Raw genomic sequence first — 26,843 nt, 5'->3', positions numbered from 1 at the left:
ATATTTCCTCTACACATCATTCCCAAAAAACATTCTATGTAATCTATTTTGTGCTTCTGAGCTTAGACAGGTAAACTATGCCCTTTCTTTTAAGACGATAACAGTGAAAGGCTATTGTGAGTAAAATTAAACTTATCGTCGGGTTAGCAAACCCCGGTGCAGATTATGCCCAGACTCGCCATAATGCGGGTGCTTGGTATGTTGATTTATTGGCTCAACGTCATCAACAATCTCTAAAAGAAGAGAGTAAATTCTTTGGTTATACCGCTCGCATTAATTTGAACGGTAATGATGTTCGATTATTAGTGCCAACAACTTTTATGAATTTAAGTGGTAAAGCGGTACAGGCAATGGCGAATTTCTATCGTATCGAGCTTAATGAAATTCTAGTTGCACATGATGAACTCGATTTACCGCCCGGTGTTGTCAAAATGAAGTTAGGTGGTGGCAATGGCGGTCATAACGGTTTAAAAGATATTCAAAGTAAGTTTTCTAATAATCCAAACTTCTATCGTTTACGCATTGGTATTGGTCACCCTGGTGATAAAAATAAAGTTGTTGGTTTTGTATTAGGTAAACCACCAATGAGTGAACAAAAATTGATTGATGACGCTATTGATGAAGCACTTTCATGCACAGACATTTTAATGCGTGATGGTTATGAGAAAGCAATAAACCGCTTACATAGCTTTAAAGCGTAATCATTATATTGATAAATTAAGTAATTTTAATATTCAGAGGGTAAAGCTCCCCTCTTATTTTGTGCGATTAATCCCTGATGATTTAATCAAACAGGGATTTGCTCTATAATAGCGCCAAATTTTTTTAACAGCACACAACAGGAATACTCCCTCCTGTTGTTTTATGTGACAAGGTGAACGTTTATGGGATTTAAATGTGGTATCGTCGGTCTGCCTAACGTAGGGAAATCTACACTGTTTAATGCCTTAACTAAGGCAGGTATTGAGGCAGCCAACTTCCCATTCTGTACTATCGAGCCAAACACAGGTGTTGTTCCAATGCCTGATCCTCGCTTAGATAAACTAGCTGAAATTGTTAAACCACAGCGTATTTTACCAACAACAATGGAATTTGTTGATATCGCAGGTTTAGTAAAAGGTGCATCTAAAGGTGAAGGTTTAGGTAACCAATTCCTAACAAATATTCGTGAAACTGAAGCGATTGGTCATGTGGTTCGTTGTTTTGAAAATGACAATATCATTCACGTTGCAGGTAAAGTTGATCCTGCTGAAGATATCGAAACCATCAATACTGAATTAGCCCTTTCTGACTTAGATACCTGTGAACGTGCAATGCACCGTAATCAGAAAAAAGCAAAAGGTGGCGATAAAATTGCTAAAGCAGAAATGGAAGTGTTAGAAAAATGCTTACCGCATTTAGAAAACGCAGGCATGTTACGCGCTTTAGATTTAACTGAAGAAGAAAAAGCAACTATTCGTTATTTAAGCTTCTTAACGTTAAAACCAACAATGTATATTGCAAACGTTAATGAAGATGGTTTTGAAAATAACCCATATCTTGAAACTGTTCGCAAAATTGCAGAAGCAGAAGGCTCTGTAGTTGTTCCTGTTTGTGCCGCTATCGAAGCAGATATTGCCGAGTTAGAAGATGCAGAGCGTGAAGAGTTTATGCAAGATTTAGGTATTGAAGAGCCTGGCTTAAACCGTGTAATTCGCGCTGGTTATGCACTACTGAACTTACAAACTTACTTCACTGCTGGCGTTAAAGAAGTACGTGCATGGACAATCCCAGTAGGTGCAACAGCGCCACAAGCGGCAGGTAAAATCCACACTGACTTTGAGAAAGGCTTTATCCGTGCTCAAACTATCGCTTATAACGATTTTATCACTTACGGTGGTGAACAAGGCGCTAAAGAAGCAGGAAAAATGCGTGCGGAAGGTAAAGAATATATCGTTCAAGATGGCGATGTAATGAACTTCTTATTTAATGTTTAATAATTACTTATATTAAATATAATTGCTAAACCCACGGTCATTCGTGGGTTTTTTTATATATATATGTACTTCATGTACTTCATGTACTTCATGTACTTTCCCTAATTAAAAATCCATTTCAAATTTAGATATTATCATTAAGAATACTTCTTCCATTTTCTTCCCTAAATAGATTAATTCACAGTAATCCATAACTAATTCGTCGTAAAGTGTATGCTTTTCACACTCACCTAGTTATCACCATCACCATACATCTAATAAAAACAGCTTATCAATAAAAATATACTTTATTAAACTAATTTTTTAATCAATAAATCGAATAAATTAAATCACTATAAAACAGTAATCTATATTTAATTTTCAAATAAATAACTATCACCCATTATTCAATAACAATTAAAACATTTGAAAAACTTATGAATTGGATTGATAATAAATTTGATAGTCAACTAATGACTGTCTTTATTCAATAAGGATCGATTTTATTATGAATAGTAGTCTTAAATATAACGTGCGAGATAATAGCGATATTAAACAGAATAAAGAGAGTGGTTGCCAATGTGGGCAAGAAATAATAAACAACTTAAATAATTATATTAATAATCATCCCGAATGTACTATTTATCAAAATTCATTAATGAGTAGTTTAATTGCGGGTGTATATGACAGTGAGGTTACTATTGCTGATTTATTAAAGCATGGTGATTTTGGTTTAGGAACATTCAATCAACTTGATGGTGAATTAGTTGCATTCGACAGTAATGTTTTTCAGCTACGCTCTGATGGTAGTGCGCGGAAAGCATTAAATTCTCAAAAATCTCCTTTTGCTGTAATGACATTTTTCAATTGTGATATTGAACATCACTTTTCTTATGGTGCATCACAAAAAGAAATACACAATGTAATTAATCAGTATGTTCCTTCCGATAATTTGTTTTGTGCAATCAAAATTGAAGGTGAATTTGAATTAGTTAAAACACGCACAGTGCCTCGTCAAGAGCCGCCCTACCGCCCAATGTTGGAAGCTATCGAAAATCAGCCTATTTTCACCTTTCACAATGAAACAGGAATTATTGCAGGTTTTCGATCCCCACAATTTACTCAAGGCATAAATGTTGCGGGATTTCATGAGCATTATATTAATCAACAACGCCAAGGTGGTGGGCACGTTCTTGATTACTACTTAAAAAAGGGCATATTACAAATCGGGATCATTTCTCGCCTTACTATTGATTTACCCAGCCAGTCAGCTTTTCTACAAGCTAATTTAATGCCAGACAACCTCCATCAAGCAATAGAACAAGCCGAAAATTAATTTAAAAATCACGTCATTTTATTCTCAATCCAATTTTTTATTCACTTGCAAAATCAAAGAAGGTTATATGAATACTCCTCATTGGAAATGTGGTGCAGATTTAGTTGTCAAACAATTAGAACAACATGGCATTAAACAAGTATTTGGTATTCCGGGTGCAAAAATTGATCGTGTATTTGATTCTCTTGTTGATTCTAGCATTGAAACAGTGGTTGTTCGTCATGAAGCTAACGCCGCATTTATGGCTGCCGCAGTTGGTCGTTTAACGGGCAAAGCGGGAGTGGCTATCGCAACGTCGGGTCCAGGATGCTCTAATCTTGCAACGGGCATTGCAACAGCAACATCTGAAGGTGATCCATTAGTTGCGTTGGGAGGATCAGTTAAATCCTCTGATAGACTAAAACTGGTTCATCAAAGCATGGATACCGTGACCATGTTTAATCCTATTACTAAATTTTGTGCTGAAATTGATTCTTCAAAATCAATTTCCGAAACTATGGCTAATGCCTTTCGCCATGCAGAATCAGGAAGACCAGACTCCGCTTTTTTAACTTTTCCAATGGATATTTTAAATAATGAAGTTAATAGCCCAATATTAGTGCCTAAATCAAAATCCAATATTGGTAGCGCAAATAATGACGCCATCCAAGAAGCCGTGAAATTACTGCTGAATGCCAAAAGCCCCGTTATTTTATTAGGATTACAAGCTAGTTACCCTGAAAATGCATTAGCATTACAAAAGCTACTTGATATTTGCCCTCTTCCGATTGTAGGCACTTATCAATCGGCAGGTGCGATTGCTCAACGCCATTTTCCTTTATTTGCAGGTCGTATTGGTTTATTTAATAATCAACCGGGTGATGAGTTATTATCTCACGCTGATTTAGTAATCACTCTAGGTTATAGCCCTATCGAATATGAGCCGTCATTATGGAATCATAATAATGCCAATATTATTCATATAGACGAGATCCCCGCTGAAATTGATTTAGCTTACTGCCCTGATTTAGAATTAACAGGCAATATTAAATTAACAATTGATAATTTAACTCACTATTTTGCTAAACAATCTGCATCTCAAATTACACTCTCAAATAATACTCGTCAGGTTTTAGAGAAAATTCGTCACCAAAGAGAAATTCTGCAACAAAATAGTTATTTTCGACATGGTTCTCCTATTCACCCTTTAACCATCATCCATGAGATGCAAAATATTATTGATAACGATGTAACACTCTGTATTGATATGGGAAGTTTTCATATATGGCTCGCTCGTTATCTTTATAGTTTTAGAGCAAGACAAATGCTGATTTCTAATGGACAACAAACAATGGGCGTTGCATTACCTTGGGGAATTGGCGCTTCTTTTGTTCGACCATCCGATAAAATTATTTCTGTTTCTGGTGATGGTGGCTTTATGCAATCGTCTATGGAGCTAGAAACCGCAGTTCGTTTAAATACCAATATCTTGCATATTATCTGGGTGGACAACGCTTATAATATGGTCGAAATGCAAGAGCAAGAAAAATATGGTCGTTATTCTGGCGTAAAATTTGGAGCAATTGATTTTAAACGTTATGCCGAATCTTTTGGCGCTAAAGGATTTTCTGTTGAATGTGCATCTCAATTACGTACCGTTTTACATGAAGCAATGGCTGTTGATGGCCCCGCAGTTCTTGCTATTCCTGTTGATTATCGAGATAACGCTAAATTAATGGAACATATTAATTATAATTTAATTATTTAGTGTATTCTAAACTAATTAGATAAAAGCCCCCAATAATATTAAATACTATTGAGGGCGTTCTAATATAGTGCTACTGTTTATTTTGATTTAAATATTCAGTGACGCGAGTTTCAATATTTTTACGCTCATTCTCTGATAAAGAATAGAACATAGCGACGTTACTCACATCTCTATTCATTAATAAACCATAATAGTATGCTTCTTTAGCATCACCTTTAAACAGATATGCTTCATAAAGTTTTGAGAAAGAAGGCTCCGCGAAACTCATTTTTCCTAATCGAACATTCATATCTACAATATAGTCATTATGATTTTTTAATGTAGAAACATATATATTTACTGCAGGATCTTGACTTACGCTATCCAGCCCATTGGAGTATATTTTATTTAATTCCGTATAGATGCGATTATCTATACCGAATGGGTAATCTAAAGATAATTGATACCACTCAATGGCTTTATCTAAGTTTTGCTCAACTAAACAAGGTGCCTCTAAATAATAGTCAGCAATTATTCTAGTGCTATTATAGGTAAATTCGTTACTACGAGGTTTTTCTGTTTCTATCCATTCTTTAAAATAGTTCGCCGCTTTATTGATATTATCTTTATCTTCGCAAATGCTTTCCATATAGTAATTATAAAGATATTTGCTCGCTTTTTTATTTCCTAAATCATAGGCTTTTTCAGCATAAGTAAAGCTTTTTTGGCGATCTTCATAAGAGTAAAACCTTGCTAATTCAAGTAGTTTCTTATCGCTCTCTTCTTGTTTCATTAAACGATTAAGATCATTATCTCTTCCCTCACGGGTTCTTGTCACTATTTCATACAATTCTAATTCAGGGCTAGATAAATCAATACTAATGCGCTTTTCATATTCTTGTGCTTTTACTGCATCTTTTTGAATGCCTTCTTTACCTTCTTGATAAATTAAGGATAAATCTTTTAAGCAAATATTATTCCCCAAATTTGCACATTTATGACGCCAAGCAAAACGTTCTTTAGCGGTAATATTGGTTAAATTATCAAAATTATGATCATGATAAAGCCTTCCAAGCATATTTTCATCAACATATCTTGTTGTGACAATAAATTGCATTGCTTCAGTAGAACCTAACTCAGCCAATTTAAAAATATCTTTATAATATTTTCTTAATTTTTCTTCATTAAGTTTTTTAGCAGAATTTTCATAAATAATATTTCTTATTGTATATTTAAATGCTAGATTTATATTTTTATTTAATAAAGGTTGAACTTGCGTTCTAACTTCCTCGTCAAACAAAGAACGTTCAACGATAAAATCAATTACTCTTGGCGAATTCATTCCATATTTCAAAAGAAGATCATAGCCTTCTTTTCGCTCTTTTTTAGTGAGTATCCCGTTTTCCAAATCATCTTCCAGCGCTTTAATTACATAAATAAAAACATCATTATTTATTCTATTTTTATATTTCATGATTGCAATGGCTTGATGAAGATAAGCTGCATAAGTGTAATAACTTGCTTTTTTATACAATGAAAAAGCATATTCTTTATTTTTAATGGCATCTTGTTCTAAAAGTATATCAGCGTAATAATGTGCGAGGCGATAATCTTGATTAAATGTGTTAGCTTTATTTTTATTCACACTCTCTTTTAAAATATCAACGATGTGCTCTTTTGCGATATATTCTGAAACATCAAACTCAAAATAGATCCTGACTAATAGATGTTGACTCTCATCTAATAATTTATTATCTCTGATATTTTCTTGTAAGAAATTAACCGCTTTTTTCAAATTTTGTACTGTTCCCTCACCATTAGCATATAGCTTCGCAAGGCTTAGTTTACTTTCTGGAGACGGTTGTATTTTATAAGCTGAATTTACTAGCTCAAAGGCTTTATCAGGATCATAAAAGCTACTTTTGGGATTTGAATAAACATTAGCAATGGTTAGCATCGCTTGATAAGAATCAGGATATTTTTCTAAAAGCTTATCTATATATTTTTTAAGTGTTTCACTAAAGTATGGTGAGTTATTACTATTATTTTGAGTTAAATCCTCAATTTTTTTAATTAATCCATCATGATGATCCAAATCTGCCGATAACGTTAAATATACTTTAGCTAATAAGACATCTTTTCTGAGAAGATCGCTCTCTTTATCACCATTATAAATTTGATAAAGAAGATATACCGCATCCGGATAATTTGCATTTGCCGCATCAAGAAGTAGATTAATATCTTCTCTTATTAATGTATATTTTAAATACATCATTTTAGGATCTTTGCTTTCAATAAAAGGCTTTATAAGAGCTTCTGTTTTTAGTGATCTCTTAGGGGAATCTGGATTATTTAAATATTGATATATAGCTTCTTTATTTCCTGTCTTAGCTAGTTTTTCTAACTCTTCAAGTGTTGCCTTTTTTTCTGCCAAAGAGTGATCGCCATCGATAGGTATTAATGCATATTCTGCATTTCTGCTAGCTTCATCTGGCACCGGTTCAATTTTATCTTTTTTGAAATATAAACCTAAAACAATAACAATTAATGAAATAAGTATAAGTATATTTTTCATTTTACGAGACATAATTATCCTTTTACGTTACATAATTTACTTTTAAATAATCAACCGCCATAGATCAATAATGATGGACTCTGATTTATTTAACTTAAGTGTCATTTTTCTATTTACACCAGTCAATCGATAACTTACCAATTCTTTATGTAGCAAACACTTTTTCATTAAAAATGCGTAGGCTGTCTATTCCCTATTTAACATATTCCGTGAATAATGAAGAAGAGATATTCTAGACTTAGTGAATATCGATTAATATCTAATTGGCTAATAAATTCAAATCGTTGCCTTATTTAATCTTTAGGATAACCCCATGCTACAATCACCTCATCTTTCTTCTCATGCCCGATTTATTGCACTTCGCCTTCTCCCTAACGAGGATGTGATTATGGCATTACGGCAGATTATTAAAGAACAAAATCTGAAATCGGCATTTATTGCAGGTTGTGTGGGGAGTTTAACAGATGTGGTATTACGTTTTGCAGGCCGCGAAGAAAATCGCTATCTTACAGGTAAATTTGAAATTGTTTCACTGATTGGGACGTTAGATGACCAAGGTGAACATTTGCATTTAGCAGTTTCAGATGAAAATGGATTAATGTGTGGTGGACATATGATGCCAGGCTGTACAGTGCGCACGACGCTAGAGCTCGTTATTGGTGAGTTAGAGCAAGTGACTTTTAGCCGTCAGCCTTGTGAGCACTCTGGTTATGAGGAGTTGGTCATCACACCGCGTAAATAGCCTTTTTATCAAAAGCGTTATTGACGCAAAATAATAAAACCAATAGTAACTATCCTTTGTAAAGGTTTTTAAACTATGTCTACAACTCCTCAAATTTCGAGCCGTACTCTTGTGCTCATTGTTGTTTCTATTGCAATAAATATGATCGGTGGTCAAATCACCTCAATGGTCAAACTTCCTATCTTTTTAGACTCTATTGGTACACTTATCTGTGCATTATTAGGTGGTCCGTGGGTTGCATTATTTACTGGATTATTAACCAATCTATTATGGGGGTTAATTAGTGGTCCAATCGCCGCCGCATTTGCACCCGTTGCCATGATGATAGGATTAAGTGCAGGTTTATTAGCGCGTGCAGGTGGTTTTCGCTCTTTAATTCGCGTTATTGGCTCAGGCGTTGTCATTACTTTAGCGTTGATGATTGTCGCTGTTCCAATTCGTACTTATTTATTTGGTGGTGCAACTGGAAGTGGCGCAGATTTCTTTGTCGCTTATTTTCATGCTGTTGGTGAAGGGCTTATTGAATCTGTTGCAATTACTGTATTAGGTGCAAATCTCGCCGATAAAATATTATCAGCAATTATTGCTTGGTTATTAGTACGTCAATTACCACAAAGAACACAACGTAATTTCCCTGCAATGGCTAAGGTTCGCTAATAATGCATCCCTTCACCTCACTGGCATTATGGCTTTGGCTAAGTGCTAGTGTGCTTTTTTTATCATTAAGCTTACCACTGCTGATTATCAGCAGTGGTACTTTTATTAGCTTATTACTTTGGAAAGACTCTCGCTGGCGTTGGCGCTTTATTGCATGGTTGATGATCCCAATGGCAATAGGCTTATGGTTAGTTCATAGCGGTTGGCTTGCGTATTGGTTAACAGGTGGCATTTTAGATACCAGTAAACAAACTATGGCAATAACACTTTGGTTAAGATTATTAGCAATAATAAGCGGTGCTCAATTGTGGTTGCAGTACACTTCAACCGAACAATTTATTAGAGCCTTATTTGCTAGCCGCCTACCTATGAGCCTTTCCTATTTATTAGCAGGACCTTTGTTACTTGTAGAACAATTACGCCAACAATTACACAATATAAGAGAAGCACAATTAGCGCGAGGTGTACCTCTTGATGGTTCATTTTGGCAACGTCTAATAACATTACCTGCCATTATCCTACCACTTATTAGCCATGTATTAAGTGACTTAACTATTCGTAGTGCCGCATTAGATATGCGAGGATTTCGTATTATTGCAAAACGTACTACGCTTTCTCCTCCTGCCGATACACCACTACAAGAAATGTTACGCCATTTTATTTTACTGCTTATCTTTGTTGAAGGGGCTATTTGGCTATGGTACTAAGTCTTCAGCAATTTAGTTTTACCCCTAAAGGCGATGAGCAACCGATTATCGGCCCTATCGATTTGCAATTAAAACAAGGAGAGTGGCTTGTTGTTTTGGGAGGTAATGGCAGTGGAAAAAGTCTTCTTGCCCAATTACTAGCAGGTTGGTATCCCGATTTATTAACAGGTTCAGTACAAGGCTTGGGAATTGTACAAAATATTGCTCTAGATAAAAGCCGATTAGTGTCGCTAGCCCCCGGAAGACAACTCGTTCAACAATCCCCCCAACTACAGCTCTCAGGCTGTGCTTTTACTGTAGAACAAGAGATTGCTTTTGGTCCTGAAAACTTAGGGTTAAGCGATAATGAAGTTCGATTTCGTGTAAAAGAAGCAATGGGATTAACACAATGCGACAGTTTACGTTTTCGTCATCCTTCAACACTTTCAGGCGGAGAAGCTCAGCGAGTTGTGATTGCAAGTGCCCTTGCCATGCACCCAAAATTATTATTACTTGATGAAGCATTCAGTCGTTTAACCCCTAATGCAACACAACAATTACAACAACGTATAAAACAATATTCAAAAGAACATAAATGTAGTGTGATTATTTTTGAACGTAGCTTATTACCTGCAATAACGCTTAGTGAACAATTTTTATTGTTAGAAGCAGGAAAAACAAAAGCAACAGGCGTCTTAGAAGATATATTTCCTTTCTTATTTTCAACAATTAATGCCCCTGATTCATGGCAAGCTTTAAATTGGTTAGTTGAAAACCATTATTGGAACAAAAATATTGTAAATAACGATAAAGCTTTGCTTAAGGCTTTTAAGGAGTTTTATGCTACAGCTGGATAAAGTGTCTTATCGTTGGAGTGAAGATGTTCCATCCTGTATTTCTCAATTATCTTTAACATTAAATCAAGGTGAGTGGATAACGCTCGTTGGTGATAATGGCGCGGGTAAATCAACCTTATTACGTTTAATTGCGGGGTTATTAACACCCAATGAAGGTGAGGTAAAACTCAACAATCAGTCATTAGCTCAAATGAAAGCGGAGCAACGAGCCCAATATATTGGTGTATTATTTCAAGAGCCTGAACGACAAATATTTCATAATACAGTAGAAAAAGAGGTCGCTTTTGGTCTGAAACAACGCAAGTTTTCTAAAGATGAGACTAAAAAACGTTTAGATGAAACATTAATGCTTTGTGGTTTAAGTGATGTCGCTGATGTTCATCCTTTAGATTTACATGCAGGTCAGCGCAGAATGGTTGCCGTCGCCAGTTTAAGTATTCTATCCCCTAAAATATTACTGCTTGATGAACCTACTCGCGATTTTGATGCACATTGGCTGGCTTGTTTTGAGAATTGGCTTCAAGTACAAAAAACATTAGGGACATCTGTTCTTGCTATTAGCCATGATCTGGACTTCACTGCACGCCATTTTCAGCGAGTTATCCATTTATCTTCAGGTAAATTAATTGCTGATGGCGCACCTGAAAAGGTATTAATGAGCTCAACACTGCAATCCCTTTCAGATATACCTGCACCTACGCTATACTCATTAAGCCAAAAACTAAAATTACCAACTAAAAACTCCCCCATTGAATGGGCTAAAATGTTAGTTGAAATGAATAAAAATCATAAAATTAACCCATAATAATCTTAAGGCTTATCTCTCTATTATTCGCGTTTGTTGTTGTTTATTTTGTTGCTGGAGATAATAAAATGGAAATTATTCACACTCTATTAGACTCTTTGGGTCATTTATCTCCCATTACGCTTTTTCTCTCCATTACATTAATCACAGCAGGAAAATCGACTATTGGTATTTCTTCATTCTTACCTCCTGCATCTTTAATGTTGATCTTTATTTTTGGTGCCTGTTTGCCTCTTTATTCTCCTATCTTTCTTTGGCTAGCAACCAGTTGTGGCGCTCTATTAGGCTCAATTATTAGCTATGAATTAGGCCGCTCTATCTATCGATTTCCTCGACTTAAAGCATGGGTTAAGCGTTATCAATCAAAAATTAATCGAGTTCAGCAGTTATTAAAAAATAAGACACACTATATTTTATTTATCTCTCGATTCCTCGCTGTATTTCGTTATTTAACACCGTTTAGTGCCGGTCTATTAAAACTACCCACATACGGTATTTATATTACTAGTGCTATTTCTGCATTAATTTGGTCAGCTATGTTTGTACTGATTGCAACAGGCGTGCTTTCCATTGCCTTATAAGCGTTTTAATTACGACTAAGCTTTACTACCAAACTTTATTGCTAACCTTTATTTATCCTCTTAACACTAAAAATGGTCTATTTACCCTCTTTTTCATCGAATTATTTAACGATTTTCTGACCCTCTGTTTTTTTCATTTTATTTTTTATTATCGATAAATAGGTTGTTTTTTAGCTCGTTTTATCGTTTCTCTAACAAGTTATTGATATTTTCTTTTGTGTTTTATCACTATCACCATAATTATGATTAAAAATTGCATAATTACTATGTTGATCACAAATTGTTATTTTCTTGTTTTAATTTCATTACGCTACTTCACAATTTCTTAACGTTCCTTATTTCTATAAAAGTTGTCATGTTGTATACAAGTTGGTGTGAAACATTCACCTGCGTTTTTATGTACAGGAACAACATCATGAGAATAAGAAAAACAAAGCTTGCCATCGGTATTGTTGCTGTTATTGCTGTTGTCTCATTAGCAGTAATCGGCAAAAAAGAGAATGCGAATAAACAATTTCTCTCTGTAGCAACCGCTTCAACAGGAGGAACGTATTATCCGATGGGAGTGGGTTTAGCAAACGTATGGAGTACGCATCTTAAGGATAGAGGCGTTCAAGTAACTGGACAATCTTCTGCTGGTTCAATAGAAAATATCTATTTAATGCAGAAGAATGAAGCTCAACTTTCAATATTACAAAGCCTTTTAGCCGTAGAAGCCTACGAAGGTGTGCGTAACTTTGAAGGTAAACCAGAAAAAAATCTACGCTCAATTTCTATGTTATGGCCGAATGTCGAACACTTTGTATTGATGAATAACAAAGTGAAAACAGGCACATTAGACGATATTCGTGCAACAAGTTTTTCAGTTGGCCCTCAAGCCAGCGGCACCGAACAATCTACAATTATTATTCTTAAAGGCGTTAATTTAACTAAGAAAGATATCACTCCAGAATACCTTGGCTATGGAGATACGGTTTCTGCTATGCGAGATGGTCGCCTTGATGGTGGCGCATTACCTGCTGGCGTCCCAGCTTCTGCGGTAACGGATATGTACGCAAGTGGTGTCAGTGCAAAATTACTCGAAGTCACCGATAAGCAACTTGATGATATCAATCATGTGGCAAATTCATGGTTTCGATTTGAAATACCCGCCAACACCTACCCTCGTCAAACTGAAATGGTCAATACTATTGCTCAACCTAATATCTTAATGACCACAACCAGCATTGATAATGATTTAGTTTATGAGCTGACAAAAACTATGTTTGAGAACCTGCCTGAAGTTCATCAAGTTCATAGTGCAGCCAAGTACATCACCACAGAAAATGCATTAAAAGGCGTTTCTGTACCATTACATTTAGGGGCTTACCGCTACTACAAAGAAATCGGACTAGAGATCCCTGATTATCTTATTCCACCAGAAGCTCAAACGCAGACTAATAATAAATAACAGGAGTGAGTTATGACTAACAATGACCACCTAACTCCGGTAGAGCCACCTGCATTAGATAAAGAAGCAAGCTCCGGCAATCGCCAACTTGCAGGTATTTACCTGAAAATTACCACGACTCTTGCAATATTAATTTCGCTTTATGCTATTTATTCCAACGCATTATCAAATACTCAAGAGTTTTATCGTAATACTATTTTTCTTAGCGGTATTTTAATTTTAGGTTTTATTTTGTTTCCATTCTCTAAGCGTTTTTCAACGCCTAAATTTAATGGATGGGATTATCTTTTTATTGCTTTAACATTAATCAGTTATGGCTATTTTTTCTTTAATTATGTCGACCTTCATGTTGTGAGAAAAAGCATTCCAAATACGACTGATTATGTCATGGCTATATTAGGAATTATTGTACTGTTTGAAGCAGCAAGAAGAACCACTGGTTACTTTATTCCAGGACTTGCTACTTTTGCCATTATCTACGCTTTATTTGGTCAGTATTTTATGGGTATTTTCGGTCATGCAGGATTTTCTGTAGAAAGATTGTTATACCGCTTATTTATGACCAGTGAAGGTATTTTTGGGATCACCCTTTCAACAGCCTCGACGGCAATTGTTGTCTTTATTCTTTTTGGCTCGTTCTTAAGTGTAAGTGGCGCAACGGCGCTATTTAATGACTTAGCACTTGCTCTTGCGGGGCGTCGCCGTGGTGGTCCTGCACAAGTTGCTGTTATTTCATCTGCATTAACCGGCTCATTAAGTGGAAGTGCTGTCGCCAACGTAGCAACAACCGGTACTTTTACCATTCCTTTGATGAAAAGCATAGGATTAACACCTCGCTTTGCGGGTGCCGTAGAAGCAACTGCATCAACGGGCGGTATGATAATGCCACCTATTATGGGTGCTGCTGCATTTATTATGGCGGGCTTTTTGGGCATTTCTTATACCACGATTGTTATTGCCGCGATTATTCCAGCGTTGTTGTATTACGCAGCATTAATTATGGCGATTGATATCGAAGCCAAAAAACAAGGATTGAAAGGTTTAAGTAAAGAGAATATTCCACAAGTTAAAGCGGTATTAAAAGCACGTGGTTTATTATTACTGCCTTTAGTTATTGTTATTGGCACCTTATTAGTGGGTAAAACACCTATTTATGCAGGCTTCTTAGGTATTCTAACTATTATTGTTGCAAGTTGGATAACGCCTGATAAATCAGTCCGTATGACATTAACTAAAGTGGCTGACGCCTTAGCTGAAGCGGCTCGTGGATCTGTTCAAGTGACTGTCGCTTGTGCTGCTATAGGTGTCATTATCTGTGTTGTTACAATGACGGGTATTGGTGCAACATTGGCCTTTAATATCGTCTCAATGACAGATAACACATTATGGATGATATTATTAGTCGTTATGCTGGTGTGTATTGTATTAAGTATGGGTTTACCTTCAACGGCATTATATATTGTTGTAGCCGTTACAGTGTCACCTATCTTAATTAAAGCGGGTGTAATGCCTTTAGCTGCTCACTTCTTTGTTTTCTGGTTTGGTGCTTTATCCAATATTACACCACCAGTGGCATTAGCAAGTTATACCGCAGCGAGTATTGCAAGAGCTGATCCAATGCAGACATCATGGGATGCGGTTCGTTTAGCACTTCCCGGGTTTATCATTCCGTTTATTTTAGTTTATAACCCTGCTTTATTGATGCAAGGTGATAATTTAGGTGTACTTTCTATTGGATTAATGATTATTAGTGCATTAATCGGAATTTATGCACTAAGTATCGCAACGGCAAACTTCTGGATGATTAAAACAACGTGGTTTGAGCGTATTGCATTTGCAGCAGCGGCAATTCTAATGATTAAACCGGGCTTATATACCGACCTTTTAGGTGTCGCCTTGATCCTATTAACCGGTGCATTCCATTTATTACGGTCTAAAAAGCAATTAGCCAATATGGGACATGCATCTGGAGAAAACTAGATGATACAAAAGATCTCACGCCAAAAAGCGTCGCATCAAATTCTTGAGCAGATAAAGCAAAATATTAGTAACGGGACTTACCCTATTGGTGAAAAGTTACCCTCTGAAAATGTACTTGCTGACGCCTTTGGCGTCAGTCGAGTCCCCATCAGAGAAGCATTAGGTGTCTTAGAAGCCAGTGGCATTGTAACTTCACGCCAAGGGGGCGGTCGCCGTGTCATTGACCATTCTATACTCAGTAAATATGAGCCATTAGTTATGGAAATTGCTTGCCCTGAAGAGATAGATTCGCTGCTTGAAATGCGTGAGGTCATTGAACATGAAGCGGCAGCTATTGCCGCTTTACGTCGAACACCAGAAGAATTACGCGCTATCGAAAACGCCCACGACGCTTTTGTTTTGGCAACAAGGCAAAACAAAAGCATTGGTCATAAAGAAGATTATCAATTTCATCGTTCGATTATGGTTGCCTCACATAATCCCTTTTTTGTCCGGATCTTAGATAACTTACATGAACTCTACCTTGGTGTATTAATGTATTCGTTAAGTAAAAACAAAGGACGAGATACTGAAATTGAACGAGTAATTGCAGAACATGAGGCAATTCTTGAGTCAATACGCCAACAAGATCACGATGAGACAAGCCATAGAATGCGTCTTCATTTAACCAATGTGCGTGGCAAATTAAAGCGCTTACAACAAGAACCCTGTTAATTTAAAATTTATAAAATGGATAATATTATGACTTATGACGTGATTATTATTGGTGCGGGATTAGTCGGATTAGGGGTTGCAAGTGCACTACAAGAGAGTCAACCTGAGCTGAAATTACTAGTGATTGATAAAGAATCTGGCCCTGCTGTTCACCAAAGTGGGCATAACAGTAATGTTGTTCATTCAGGTATTTATTACACACCAGGGAGCCTTAAAGCTAGGCTGGCAAAACAAGGCAACATCACAACGTATGCGTTTTGCCAACAACATAATCTCTATTATGATCGTTGTGGCAAAGTCATTGTTGCTACCAATGAAAAAGAGTTACAAGCATTAGAAAATATCTATCAACGAGGCATTGAAAACGGACTTGAAGTGATCAAAATGACTGAAGCTGAGCTTAAAGTCAGAGAGCCTTATGTCAATGGTATTGCTGCCTTATTAGTTCCCGATGCAGGTATTGTGAATTACCCTGAAATTGCAGCAAAACACGTTGAAATTATTCAATCTCGTGGCGGTGAATTTGCATTTGGGCAAGCGGTTACAGCAATTAATGAAACCGATGATACTGTCACTATTACAACATCTAATAACCAATTTACAGGCAAATGGTTAATTAATTGTGCCGGTTTATTTAGTGATCGTATTGCTAAAATGGCAGGTTATGACACAGGTATGAAAATAGTCCCATTCCGTGGTGAATATTTTATGCTTAATGCTAATAAAAACTACTTAGTAAATCATTTGATCTACCCTGTTCCTAATCCTGATTTTCCTTTCTTAGGTGTACACTTTACACGCATGTATAACGGGCATCGTGACGTTGGACCTAATGCGGTATTAGCGTTTAAGCGAGAAGGTTATAAAAAAAGCGACATTAACTTAAAAGATCTCGCCGAAGTTCTCACTTATAAAGGATTTTGGAAAATTGCTGGAAATTATTTAGGTGAAGGAATGGCAGAGCTTCGCCGCTCATATTCACGTAAATTATTTACTGCGAATGCGCAAAAACTCATTCCTGATTTACGTGAAGCAGATATTCATCCGGGTCCTGCTGGTGTTCGAGCCCAAGCATTAACTCGTGAAGGGAAATTAGTAGATGATTTCCATTTTGTAAAAGGTAAACGTTCACTGCATGTTTGTAATGCCCCATCACCTGCGGCAACTGCGTCTATTGAAATAGGCAGAGAAATAGTAAAAGAGCATTTTTCTTTGTAATTGAAAAAATATACTTCGAGTAAAAATAACAAATAGCATTGAAATTAATCAGTGCTATTTATTTTTATATCACTCACTGCATTCTTTTAGCGCTTCACTCATTAACCATTGCTGAAATATTTCCATTGATGCTGTCATTGGCTTTGATTTTAAATATGTTAGCCAATATTTTCCCATTTCAACTTCTATTTTAAAGGGTTGCACTAACTGACCATTTTCAATTTCTCTTGAAAACATTTTTGCTGGTGCTAATGCAACTCCTCCTTCATAAATAGCGCTTTCAATCATTAAGCGTGAAGAGTCAAAAATAGAGCCCGTTATTTTTATAGGCGACATATTTGCTTTTTTAAACCATTGCAACCACTCATCTTCTCGATAAGAGCGATACAAGTTTTCATTTATTAGATCAGTTGGATGTTGTAAACGTTTCGCCGTACCCGATGAACACAATACCGTTAATGGTGCAGAAAATAATGCTTTGTTATGAGTTAATGGCCATAAACCTTCACCAAATCGAATAGCAAAATCTAATCCTTCAGTAGCCAAATTGACCACATTATTATTTGTTCTTAAATTCACTTCTATTCTTGGATATAACTGCCTAAATTCGGCCAACCTAGGTAATAACCACCCCACCGCAAATGTACCGACAGCTGCAATTGAAACAACATCGCGATATTCACCGCGTTCAAATTGTTTAAATACACGCTCAATATCACTAAAAGCCGTTGTTAATACAGAAAATAAGATTTGAGCATCATCCGTCATTTCTAAACCTCGAGGTAAGCGCTTAAAAAGAATAACGCCAAGCCGCTCTTCTAACATTCTCACTTGTTGGCTAACAGCACCTTGAGTGACATACAGCTCTAATGCCGCTTTGGTGAAATTAAGATGTCTTGCTGAAGCTTCAAATGCACGCAGTGCATTTAGGGGGAGATGTGTTCGCATAATATTCTTAGCCATTAGATTTTCTATAAGCTAAGGTGATTTATTATCGATTGTCAATAAATCAATTAAATAGGATATTGCACCCTATAAATAAACGGCTCTATATCTACCCAATAACTGTCTATTTATATTGAGATTTTCTTTATTAACTTAATATGAGCAACAATGACCATGTTTAAAACAACATTTCGCCAAACAGCAGCGATCGCAGTTTCATTAATATCTCTATTAGCATCTCCAATGCTATGGGCTGACAACAATAATACAATTGAAGAGCAATTAAATACGCTGGAAAAATATAGCCAAGGTCGTTTAGGCGTGGCATTAATCAACACCAAAGATAACTCACAAATAACATACCGTGGTGAAGAACGCTTTGCGATGGCAAGTACAAGTAAGGTTATGGCGGTTGCCGCCGTTTTAAAAGCGAGTGAAAAACAAGCCGGATTATTAGATAAGAATATTACGATTAAAAAATCTGACTTAGTTGCTTACAGCCCTATTACAGAAAAACATTTAACAACAGGAATGACGCTGGCTGAATTAAGTGCTGCTACATTGCAATATAGCGATAATACAGCAATGAATAAGATATTAGATTATTTAGGCGGTCCAGCCAAAGTCACTCAATTTGCACGTTCAATTAATGATGTCACTTATCGCCTTGATCGTAAAGAGCCTGAATTAAATACAGCAATTCATGGTGATCCTCGTGATACTACTTCTCCAATTGCGATGGCTAAAAGTCTTCAAGCACTGACATTAGGCGATGCACTAGGTCAATCTCAGCGTCAACAACTTGTTACTTGGTTAAAAGGTAATACAACGGGTGATAACAGTATTAAAGCGGGTTTACCGAAACACTGGGTTGTTGGGGATAAAACCGGTAGTGGTGATTATGGTACAACTAACGATATTGCCGTTATCTGGCCTGAAAACCATACGCCATTAATTTTAGTCGTTTATTTCACACAACAAGAACAAGATGCAAAATACCGTAAAGATATTATTGCTAAAGCTGCTGAAATTGTAACAAAAGAGATATCTAATTCACCTCAAACAAAATAAATTTCTTTATTGATAATCTAGATAAAAAATTAAATAGAATAATAGAGCTATTAATTGGCTCTATTATTACAACCATACACAAAATACTATCAGTGAAATAACATGCAGATAAACAATTAGACTGTAATAAAAAAGCCTCCGTTAAATTTGAACTGACCCCAGTTTATTGGACAGTTTAAATTAACTAGAGGCTTTCTCTATTAAAAATATCGTGTGATGATTTAAAATTAACCAAACCTAAATGTTTAGAAAATTAAAGTGGTAAAGCAAAACTCACTTTTACCGTTTCCATTGGTACTTCTGTTTTTATACTTTGGATGCTTGGAATTTGTGTTAAATAATCGGCATGAAAACGACGATACGTTGCTAAATCTTTAGTAACGATGCGAATAAGAGCATCACATTCGCCAGCCATTAAATGACATTCAACCACTTCAGGTAACACCTTGATAGCTTTTACAAATTCTTCAATAGTTTCAGCGTCTTGCGCTCTAAACCAAATTCTTGCAAATAAAGATAACCCTGCATCAACCTTACTGCCATCTAATACAGCAACATAACGAGTGATCACACCAGATTCTTCGAGTAAACGCACACGACGAAGACAAGGAGAAGGTGAGAGTCCAACCTCTTTTGCCAGCTCAATGTTCTGGATTTTGCCATCACGCTGAAGCACCTGCAAAATATGTTTATCTATCTTATCTAATTTTATTGACATCAAAGATTAACCTTAATTCTATTTGTGGAATTTTATTGCCAATTAATTCTTTTTGTTAGCAACAAAGCAACCCGATTTTTTCGAAAACATCATATAATCTTTCCGCTAAATTTCACAGCAAAAACGATATTTCTCTTAAACTATCTCTATCAGGTGAAAAGATGGAATTTAACACTTTATTATTATTCGCACTGACTGTTTTACCGCTTATCTGCACACCTGGGCCCGATATTCTTTTTATCTCATCCCAAGGGCTATCAGGCGGTATGAAATCAGCATGGATTGCCAATACTGGCGTTATATCAGGCTATTTAACCCATGCATCACTGAGTGCGTTAGGGCTTGCTGCCTTAGTATCAGCATCACCCATTTTATTTCATTTACTCAAATGGGTTGGTGTGTTCTATATCAGTTATCTTGCAGTCAAGATGTTGATATCTGCCTGCAAAAAAGGTCAATTAGCCCTAGATGCCTCAAAAACCTCACATCTATTTCGTAAAGGTTTTTTAACCAGTTTTCTTAATCCTAAAGGACTACTCGTTTATCTCGCTATTTTACCAAACTTTATTGATAATCATAATGATGTAGCAACACAATCATTGCTGTTATCTGGGATATTTATCACGACTTGCTTAATTATTTATGGTCTGCTAGGCACCTTTTTTGCTTATATTGGCTTAAAAGGCGGTTTAAGTGAAAAACGTCGCCGCTATAACGATGGCATTGCAGGTGGATTACTCACTTTTGCAGCTATTAATTTGGCTTTAAATTAGCCTTAATCCTAAGCACTATTTATTATTCTAGTCAGTATTTGACCACAAAAATGCCTCTATTTAAGTGGTCGAATATCTGCCCATAATAATTGGCAATTTGCGGTTAACGGTCTTATTTCACCTTCTCGAATATCAGGCAACCACCACGCACCCTGTCCTTTTGATAAACTCTGACAAGTTGCGCCCATTAAAGTCCATTCACCTTGAGTGACATAAATTAATCCTGCATGAGAACTAGGTAAAATAAGTGGCCGTGTTACTAAGGTCGTTTCTGCTTTCCAGCACGTCCGACGCACCATAATATTTAAGCATTTTACGCTGCCTTTAATAAGTTCAGATTGAACATGGATATCACCTGAAAAATCAAAAGGCTGATAAGAGTCTGTAACGGAATGACTAAGAAAACCGGGGCTATTTAAATTGATGCCATTACCTTCTAATAGCACCATTTGCCGATCAATGTCAGGAAATTGTCCTAATGAGCTATTCTCTTCGATGGAGGTTAAACACGCTCGCCATGAAAAATCATTATTAACCGGCCAACACACAATTTCTTGCGTTGTACCTTTTTGATTATTCCACGATATAAACGGTAACTCTTGTTGATCAAAACAACGTAGCTTCATTGTATCCTCCTGCAATATCTGGCTATCAGTCTGATAATGAGGTTAAGGATTAATCATTGGAGATTACCGTCAATAAATCAATAGCTAACTTTTAAAAATGTGCGCTGACGTCAGCTATTTACGTCGTAATTTTCTGCATCCCTCACCAATAATTTCCATTCCTTTTTCAGTACGACTATTCCATTGAAAAGAAGAGTTTAAACGAAATGCATGATTAAATTGAGAGCTGGTGGAAAACATTGAACCCGGTGCAATACTGACACCTCTTTCTAATGCAAAGTGATAGAGTTTATTGGCATCAAATGTTGATTCAAACTCTAACCAGAGAAAATATCCTCCTGATGGAATATTCACTTTTACATCTTCAGGTAAATGCGTTTGTATCGCTTGTAACATCCGATAACGCCTTTGTTCTAACAATAATCTTAATCGGCGAAGATGCGTATCATAACCACCTTGTGATAAATAATCGGCAATGGCTTGCTGTGTTGGCATACTGGCAGAAACTGTACTCATCATTTGCAACTGCTGTATTTTTGTTGCATGTTTTCCTGCGGCGACCCAACCCACTCGAAATCCCGGTGCAAGACATTTGGAAAAAGAAGCACAATGTAAAACGCTATTTGTTTTATCAAAACCTTTTACTGGCATCGGTGCTTTCTGACTATTATAAAGTTCGCCATAGACATCGTCTTCGATTAGCGTTATCTGTTTCTTCGCTAATATGTCCACCAGCCTTATTTTATTCTCATCAGGCATCGTTCCACCTAATGGGTTTTGACAATGACTCATCAACCAGCAGGCTTTAATATCGTATTGCTCAACCACTTTTTCGAGTTCATCTAAACAAATTCCTGTTACAGGATCTGTTCTAATGGCAATCGCTTTTAATCGCAAACGTTCAATAGCTTGTAATGCGCCATAAAATGCAGGTGACTCAATCACAACCCAATCACCCGGTTCGGTGACTGCTTGCAAACTAAAACTTAATGATTCCATTGCACCAGCAGTAATCACAATTTCATCTGGGGAGACATGAATTCCTTGTAATGCATAGCGTTGTGCAATGTTACGGCGTAACTTTTCATTTCCCGGAGGTAAGTTGATCACCGAACTTTGGGGGGCTAAATGTCTTGCGGCAGAAGCCAACGCACTACTTAATTTAGGCTGAATAAATAAACTGGGATCGGGGAAAGCGGAACCAAAAGGAATAATTTCAGGATCTTTACACGCTTGAAGGACATTGAAAATAGATGTGCTTATTTCAACATTCTCACTCATGTGTAGCCCTTTGCTGGCTGTTACTTGACCAAAACGGGTATTACGATGTGCAACGTAATAACCTGATTGTGGTCGCGCAGTTATCCATCCTTGGCTTTCTAATAACTGATACGATTGTAAAACAGTCATTAAACTTAAACCTGATTGTTTCACCGTATCCCGCAATGAAGGTAAACGGTCGCCAGATTGCCAGATATTATCTTCAATTTGTTGGCGTATTTGCGCTGCAAGCTGTTCATATCGAGTCATATAAAACTGTTTACCTCAAAACTGTTATAGTCATTTTTAAACTTATTGTCACTATTATAGCTTACTGTCATATGGTCTACTAATCCACACGATTTACCTGCTATTTACATTTTTATATCAATATAACGAGGTTTTTATGCTTGGGTTAAGTGCCTTTGATTTGGCGCGTATCCAGTTTGCGTTCACAGTTTCTTTTCATATTATCTTCCCTGCAATTACTATCGGACTGGCTAGCTTTTTAGCCGTCTTGGAAGGTTTATGGTTAAAAACTCGCAATAAGGATTATTTAGCGCTATTCCATTTTTGGTCAAAAATATTCGCTGTTAACTTTGCTATGGGCGTTGTTTCTGGTTTGGTTATGGCCTACCAATTCGGAACCAACTGGAGCTTTTTCTCTGATTTTGCGGGCTCAATTACAGGCCCTTTACTCACTTATGAAGTTCTTACTGCTTTCTTCTTAGAAGCAGGTTTCTTAGGTGTAATGCTATTTGGTTGGAATAAAGTAGGTGAAAAACTCCACTTTTTTGCAACCTGTATGGTGGCATTAGGTACATTAATGTCTACATTTTGGATCTTGGCTTCAAATAGCTGGATGCAAACACCACAAGGGTTTGAAATTATAAATAACCAAGTCGTTCCCGTAGATTGGATCGCGGTTATTTTCAATCCATCATTCCCTTATCGCCTTGCTCATATGGGTGTTGCCGCTTTCCTTGCATCTGCCTTCTTTATTGCCGCATCTGCCTCATGGCATCTGCTCAAAGGCAATAAAACATCCGCTATGAAAAAGATGCTTTCAATGTCTTTATGGATGATTTTAATTTTAGCACCAATTCAAGCACTCATTGGTGATGTCCATGGTTTAAATACCTTAAAACATCAACCCGCAAAAATCGCTGCAATCGAAGGTCATTGGGAAAATGAACCCGGAGAAGCAACGCCGTTAATTCTCTTTGGTATGCCAGATATGGATGCTGAAGAAACGAAATATAAAATAGAAATCCCTTATCTTGGCAGCATGATCTTAACTCATAGCTTAGAAAAACAAGTTCCAGCATTAAAAGAGTTTCCTAAAGAAGATCGACCTAACTCACTTATCGTCTTCTGGTCTTTCCGCATTATGGTTGGCCTTGGCATGTTAATGATTTTAGTGGGTGTTTGGGGAACATGGCTGCGATATAAAAAGAAACTTTATGAATCTAAAGCTTTCTTACGCTTAACTTTTTTGATGGCTCCTTCAGGGCTGATCGCTATTCTTGCCGGTTGGTTTACAACAGAAGTAGGGCGTCAACCTTGGGTTGTTTATGGCATACAGCGAACTCGAGATGCCGTATCTGCACACGGCGAAATGCATATGAGTATAAGCTTGCTGATCTTCTTAGTTGTTTATAGCTCTGTATTCGGTGTTGGATATGCCTATATGTTAAAACTGATCCGTAAAGGTACACCGGAGGTTCATCATGGGAATTGATTTACCAGTTATTTGGTTCGTCATTATCGTATTTAGTACGTTAATGTATATTGTCATGGATGGTTTCGATCTGGGTATCGGTATGCTTTATCCATTTATTAAAAGTGACCAAGATCGTGACTTAATGATGAATACTGTTGCTCCTGTATGGGACGGCAACGAAACATGGTTAGTCCTAGGAGGAGCTGCATTATTTGGCGCTTTCCCATTGGCTTATGCGGTTATTCTTGATGCTTTAGCAATGCCTCTAACATTAATGCTTGTTGCCTTAATTTTTCGTGGTGTCGCGTTTGAATTTCGTTTTAAAGCCGATGACAACCACAAAGGTTTTTGGGATAAATCATTTATCTTTGGCTCTATCTTAGCCACCTTTATGCAAGGCGTTGTCGTTGGTAGCGTAGTTCAAGGTTTGCCTGTTGTTAATCGCGCCTTTGCGGGTAGCTATTTTGATTGGTTATCCCCTTTTGCACTCTTTTGTGGATTTGGATTAGTTATCGCCTATTCGTTATTAGGATGTGGCTGGCTAATTATGAAAACCGAAGGTCATTTACAGCAGAGTCTATATAAGGTCGCAAAACCTCTTACACTTGTTATGCTTGCAGTCATTGCAGCAGTTAGTGCATGGACACCATTAGCACAACCTACAATTGCTGAACGTTGGTTCACATTACCAAACCTGTTCTTCTTTTTACCTGTTCCTCTTTTAGTATTGTATAGCGTTTGGTTAATTTTACGTTCAGTGAAAAAACAGGGGCATTACCTGCCTTTCTTTGGCGCACTAGCTTTAATTTTCTTAGGTTTTGCAGGATTAGGGATCAGTATTTGGCCTAACATTATTCCACCTGCAATTAGTTTTGTAGAAGCATCCGCACCGCCAGAAAGCCAAGGGTTTATGCTAGTTGGCGCACTGTTTATTATTCCAATTATTCTCGTATACACATTCTGGAGTTATTACGTTTTCAGAGGAAAAACAAATTATGAAGAAGGTTATCACTGATCCACAAATACAAAGCAAACCCTCGTTATTAAAAAGATGGGGATGGTTGATTACTATTTGGTTTTGTAGTGTTTTAGCCTTATTCGCGGTTTCTTCTCTCTTTCGTTTTTTAATGACGTTAGCCGGAATGAAAGTCAAGTAAAGGTAAAGTGCATACAGCAATATATAATTGAAGAGTACCAAGTACGGTAAGCTATAAAATAAAAGTAAAGAAAGGGCTGAAGTTATCTTCAGCCCTTTTATCTTTATTTAAAATAATGGGTTACTGTTTAGTATTATTACACATTAGCCTATTGTTATCAGATGCTCTTTTAATGGCTAATTTATATTAATTATTTTGCGATAAAAGAAAATGGAAAAGAAAGCACAAAAGTAAATATTTTCATTTTTCTATGATTAACTAAATTTAAATCAAACTCTTTGCTAAAATAACTACAAATACATCATTTTTGATTAATGGTAAGAGATAAAATCTTTTTTATGCATTTATTACGATAAATAAAGATATAAACAATCCTATAAAAAGCCATCTTCTCTAGAAATAAGATAGAATGAATGTTGAATTAGGCTTCCAAAGTAATTATGATATCGCAGCCTAGAGGGTTCATATCTGTATTATTCTATAAAGACACGCTAAATGAGTCATTTAGATATGCCCATATGATTAATTCAAAAATTAAATCCACTCCCTATTAAGAATGTGGGTAATGGACAATATCTGTTCAAAATACATATTTTGATAATTTAGAATTATCTTAATTGCTAAGAAAGATCACTTACACTAGGCTTACGTATTGTTGCTACTAAATTAAGGATGAAGTCATGAATTGGTATTTGGAAGTCATTAAAAATAATTACGCTAACTTTTCAGGCCGTGCTCGCAGAAAAGAATATTGGATGTTTACTCTGGTAAATACCATTATTATTACTGTTCTATATGCTATTTTAATGTCATCAATAGATATGAACACTGGTGAAACGAGTTCATTAGGTTCGATTGTAGGTATTATTATCGGTATTTATTCTTTAGCTATTATCGTACCTAGCCTTGCTGTAACTATTCGTCGTTTCCACGACCAAGATAAATCAGGTTGGATGTTCTTACTTGCATTTATTCCTGCTGTTGGTGGATTAATTGTTTTTGTCTTTATGTGCCTTGAAGGTACTAAAGGTGACAACAGATTCGGCCCAGATCCTAAAGCTTAATCTATTGCTGAATTAATATAATAATACAGTGAGTGTATAACTATTTAGTTTACTCACTGTATTAATTGATTTTCCTACCTTTGTTTTAACCATCAAAAATCGTTCCTCTCTTAAAATAAAAGAATACTAATACATCCTACCGCATTGTACTTTAGTGTTTTTATTTACCTCTAGCTTTTCTAATTAATACCATCAAGTTATTACACTATGTTTATTGCGTTGAT

At 36.3% G+C, this 26,843-nt stretch carries 24 protein-coding genes and 1 pseudogene; 20 read left to right on the top strand and 5 right to left on the bottom strand.

Annotation, left to right across the window (positions count from 1 at the left end; all coding sequences use genetic code 11):
- Nucleotides 1-116 precede the first annotated feature (116 nt).
- From pth to alsS, 4 genes are all read left to right on the top strand, one after another.
- Entirely contained in the window at nt 117-701 is a 585-nt protein-coding gene (gene pth / locus AB4J89_RS02900) for an aminoacyl-tRNA hydrolase (protein ID WP_088495424.1), read from the top strand.
- Nucleotides 702-884: 183 nt separating this feature from the next.
- A complete protein-coding gene (gene ychF, locus AB4J89_RS02895) occupies nt 885-1,976 on the top strand; it encodes a redox-regulated ATPase YchF (RefSeq protein WP_023582042.1) in 1,092 nt (363 codons plus the stop codon).
- Between the two features lie 487 nt (nt 1,977-2,463).
- On the top strand, nt 2,464-3,291 hold the full coding sequence (gene budA, locus AB4J89_RS02890) for an acetolactate decarboxylase (protein ID WP_368467995.1): 828 nt from the start codon (nt 2,464-2,466) through the stop codon (nt 3,289-3,291).
- Between the two features lie 67 nt (nt 3,292-3,358).
- Nucleotides 3,359-5,038, top strand: coding sequence for an acetolactate synthase AlsS (gene alsS, locus AB4J89_RS02885; protein WP_368467993.1), 1,680 nt, complete (start codon nt 3,359-3,361; stop codon nt 5,036-5,038).
- A 70-nt stretch (nt 5,039-5,108) separates the two neighbouring features.
- Here alsS and AB4J89_RS02880 read toward each other — a convergent pair whose 3' ends face one another.
- Nucleotides 5,109-7,604: a sel1 repeat family protein gene (locus tag AB4J89_RS02880; protein ID WP_368467991.1), complete on the bottom strand. Its 2,496-nt coding sequence runs from the start codon at nt 7,602-7,604 to the stop codon at nt 5,109-5,111.
- Nucleotides 7,605-7,905: 301 nt separating this feature from the next.
- Here AB4J89_RS02880 and AB4J89_RS02875 point away from each other — a divergent pair, with 301 nt between their 5' ends.
- The 10 genes and pseudogenes from AB4J89_RS02875 (at nt 7,906) to lhgO (ending at nt 17,282) form a co-directional block, all read left to right on the top strand.
- On the top strand, nt 7,906-8,334 hold the full coding sequence (locus tag AB4J89_RS02875; protein WP_075670997.1) for a PPC domain-containing DNA-binding protein: 429 nt from the start codon (nt 7,906-7,908) through the stop codon (nt 8,332-8,334).
- 75 nt (nt 8,335-8,409) lie between these two features.
- On the top strand, nt 8,410-8,991 hold the full coding sequence (locus AB4J89_RS02870) for an ECF transporter S component (RefSeq protein WP_368467989.1): 582 nt from the start codon (nt 8,410-8,412) through the stop codon (nt 8,989-8,991).
- A gap of 2 nt (nt 8,992-8,993) precedes the next feature.
- A complete protein-coding gene (locus AB4J89_RS02865; protein ID WP_193775157.1) occupies nt 8,994-9,698 on the top strand; it encodes an energy-coupling factor transporter transmembrane component T in 705 nt (234 codons plus the stop codon).
- Nucleotides 9,689-10,534: an energy-coupling factor ABC transporter ATP-binding protein gene (locus AB4J89_RS02860; protein ID WP_311754900.1), complete on the top strand. Its 846-nt coding sequence runs from the start codon at nt 9,689-9,691 to the stop codon at nt 10,532-10,534. The genes AB4J89_RS02865 and AB4J89_RS02860 overlap by 10 nt, the downstream gene beginning before the upstream one ends.
- A pseudogene (locus AB4J89_RS02855) lies at nt 10,518-11,159 on the top strand (energy-coupling factor ABC transporter ATP-binding protein); the annotation flags it as partial. The gene AB4J89_RS02860 and the pseudogene AB4J89_RS02855, both read left to right, overlap by 17 nt.
- Nucleotides 11,160-11,407: 248 nt before the next feature.
- Complete coding sequence (locus AB4J89_RS02850) at nt 11,408-11,920, top strand: DedA family protein (protein ID WP_088495418.1); 513 nt, start codon at nt 11,408-11,410, stop codon at nt 11,918-11,920.
- A gap of 415 nt (nt 11,921-12,335) precedes the next feature.
- Entirely contained in the window at nt 12,336-13,370 is a 1,035-nt protein-coding gene (locus AB4J89_RS02845; RefSeq protein ID WP_088495417.1) for a TAXI family TRAP transporter solute-binding subunit, read from the top strand.
- A gap of 12 nt (nt 13,371-13,382) precedes the next feature.
- Complete coding sequence (locus AB4J89_RS02840; protein WP_102949495.1) at nt 13,383-15,350, top strand: TRAP transporter permease; 1,968 nt, start codon at nt 13,383-13,385, stop codon at nt 15,348-15,350.
- The gene (locus AB4J89_RS02835) at nt 15,351-16,064 is read left to right on the top strand and encodes a FadR/GntR family transcriptional regulator (protein ID WP_088495416.1); all 714 of its coding nucleotides are present in this window, start codon (nt 15,351-15,353) and stop codon (nt 16,062-16,064) included.
- 15 nt (nt 16,065-16,079) lie between these two features.
- Nucleotides 16,080-17,282 (top strand): L-2-hydroxyglutarate oxidase, encoded by a 1,203-nt coding sequence (gene lhgO / locus AB4J89_RS02830; RefSeq protein WP_311754901.1) that lies wholly within the window; start codon nt 16,080-16,082, stop codon nt 17,280-17,282.
- Nucleotides 17,283-17,351: 69 nt separating this feature from the next.
- Here the strand turns inward: lhgO and AB4J89_RS02825 are convergent, their stop codons facing one another.
- Nucleotides 17,352-18,230: a LysR substrate-binding domain-containing protein gene (locus tag AB4J89_RS02825; protein WP_368468425.1), complete on the bottom strand. Its 879-nt coding sequence runs from the start codon at nt 18,228-18,230 to the stop codon at nt 17,352-17,354.
- A gap of 171 nt (nt 18,231-18,401) precedes the next feature.
- On the opposite strand from AB4J89_RS02825, the gene bla reads away from it, so the two are divergent.
- Entirely contained in the window at nt 18,402-19,298 is an 897-nt protein-coding gene (bla, locus tag AB4J89_RS02820; RefSeq protein WP_368468423.1) for a class A beta-lactamase, read from the top strand.
- Between the two features lie 253 nt (nt 19,299-19,551).
- Here bla and AB4J89_RS02815 read toward each other — a convergent pair whose 3' ends face one another.
- Complete coding sequence (locus AB4J89_RS02815) at nt 19,552-20,016, bottom strand: Lrp/AsnC family transcriptional regulator (RefSeq protein ID WP_023582027.1); 465 nt, start codon at nt 20,014-20,016, stop codon at nt 19,552-19,554.
- A gap of 161 nt (nt 20,017-20,177) precedes the next feature.
- On the opposite strand from AB4J89_RS02815, the gene AB4J89_RS02810 reads away from it, so the two are divergent.
- On the top strand, nt 20,178-20,789 hold the full coding sequence (locus AB4J89_RS02810) for a LysE family translocator (RefSeq protein WP_088495413.1): 612 nt from the start codon (nt 20,178-20,180) through the stop codon (nt 20,787-20,789).
- 56 nt (nt 20,790-20,845) lie between these two features.
- On the opposite strand, the gene AB4J89_RS02805 is transcribed toward AB4J89_RS02810, so the two are convergent.
- Nucleotides 20,846-21,415, bottom strand: a complete 570-nt coding sequence (locus tag AB4J89_RS02805; protein WP_088495412.1) for a HutD family protein — start codon at nt 21,413-21,415, stop codon at nt 20,846-20,848.
- 114 nt (nt 21,416-21,529) lie between these two features.
- A complete protein-coding gene (locus tag AB4J89_RS02800; protein WP_088495411.1) occupies nt 21,530-22,945 on the bottom strand; it encodes a PLP-dependent aminotransferase family protein in 1,416 nt (471 codons plus the stop codon).
- Between the two features lie 136 nt (nt 22,946-23,081).
- Between AB4J89_RS02800 and AB4J89_RS02795 the strand changes: the two genes are divergently transcribed.
- From AB4J89_RS02795 to AB4J89_RS02780, 4 genes are all read left to right on the top strand, one after another.
- Entirely contained in the window at nt 23,082-24,416 is a 1,335-nt protein-coding gene (locus AB4J89_RS02795) for a cytochrome ubiquinol oxidase subunit I (RefSeq protein ID WP_088495410.1), read from the top strand.
- A complete protein-coding gene (cydB, locus tag AB4J89_RS02790; protein ID WP_088495409.1) occupies nt 24,406-25,413 on the top strand; it encodes a cytochrome d ubiquinol oxidase subunit II in 1,008 nt (335 codons plus the stop codon). The genes AB4J89_RS02795 and cydB overlap by 11 nt, the downstream gene beginning before the upstream one ends.
- Complete coding sequence (locus tag AB4J89_RS02785; protein ID WP_088495408.1) at nt 25,394-25,555, top strand: DUF2474 domain-containing protein; 162 nt, start codon at nt 25,394-25,396, stop codon at nt 25,553-25,555. The genes cydB and AB4J89_RS02785 overlap by 20 nt, the downstream gene beginning before the upstream one ends.
- 680 nt (nt 25,556-26,235) lie before the next feature.
- Nucleotides 26,236-26,619 carry a DUF805 domain-containing protein gene (locus tag AB4J89_RS02780; protein WP_088495407.1) on the top strand — a complete coding sequence of 128 codons (384 nt, stop codon included), beginning with the start codon at nt 26,236-26,238 and terminating at the stop codon, nt 26,617-26,619.
- Nucleotides 26,620-26,843 lie beyond the last annotated feature (224 nt).

Origin of the sequence: Proteus sp. STS61-E (assembly GCF_040932335.1) — a bacterium.
GTDB classification, from domain to species: Bacteria; Pseudomonadota; Gammaproteobacteria; order Enterobacterales; family Enterobacteriaceae; genus Proteus; species Proteus mirabilis_B.
The sequence above is the reverse complement of the archived record's forward strand: the minus strand, read 5'-3'. Positions and strand labels throughout refer to the sequence as shown.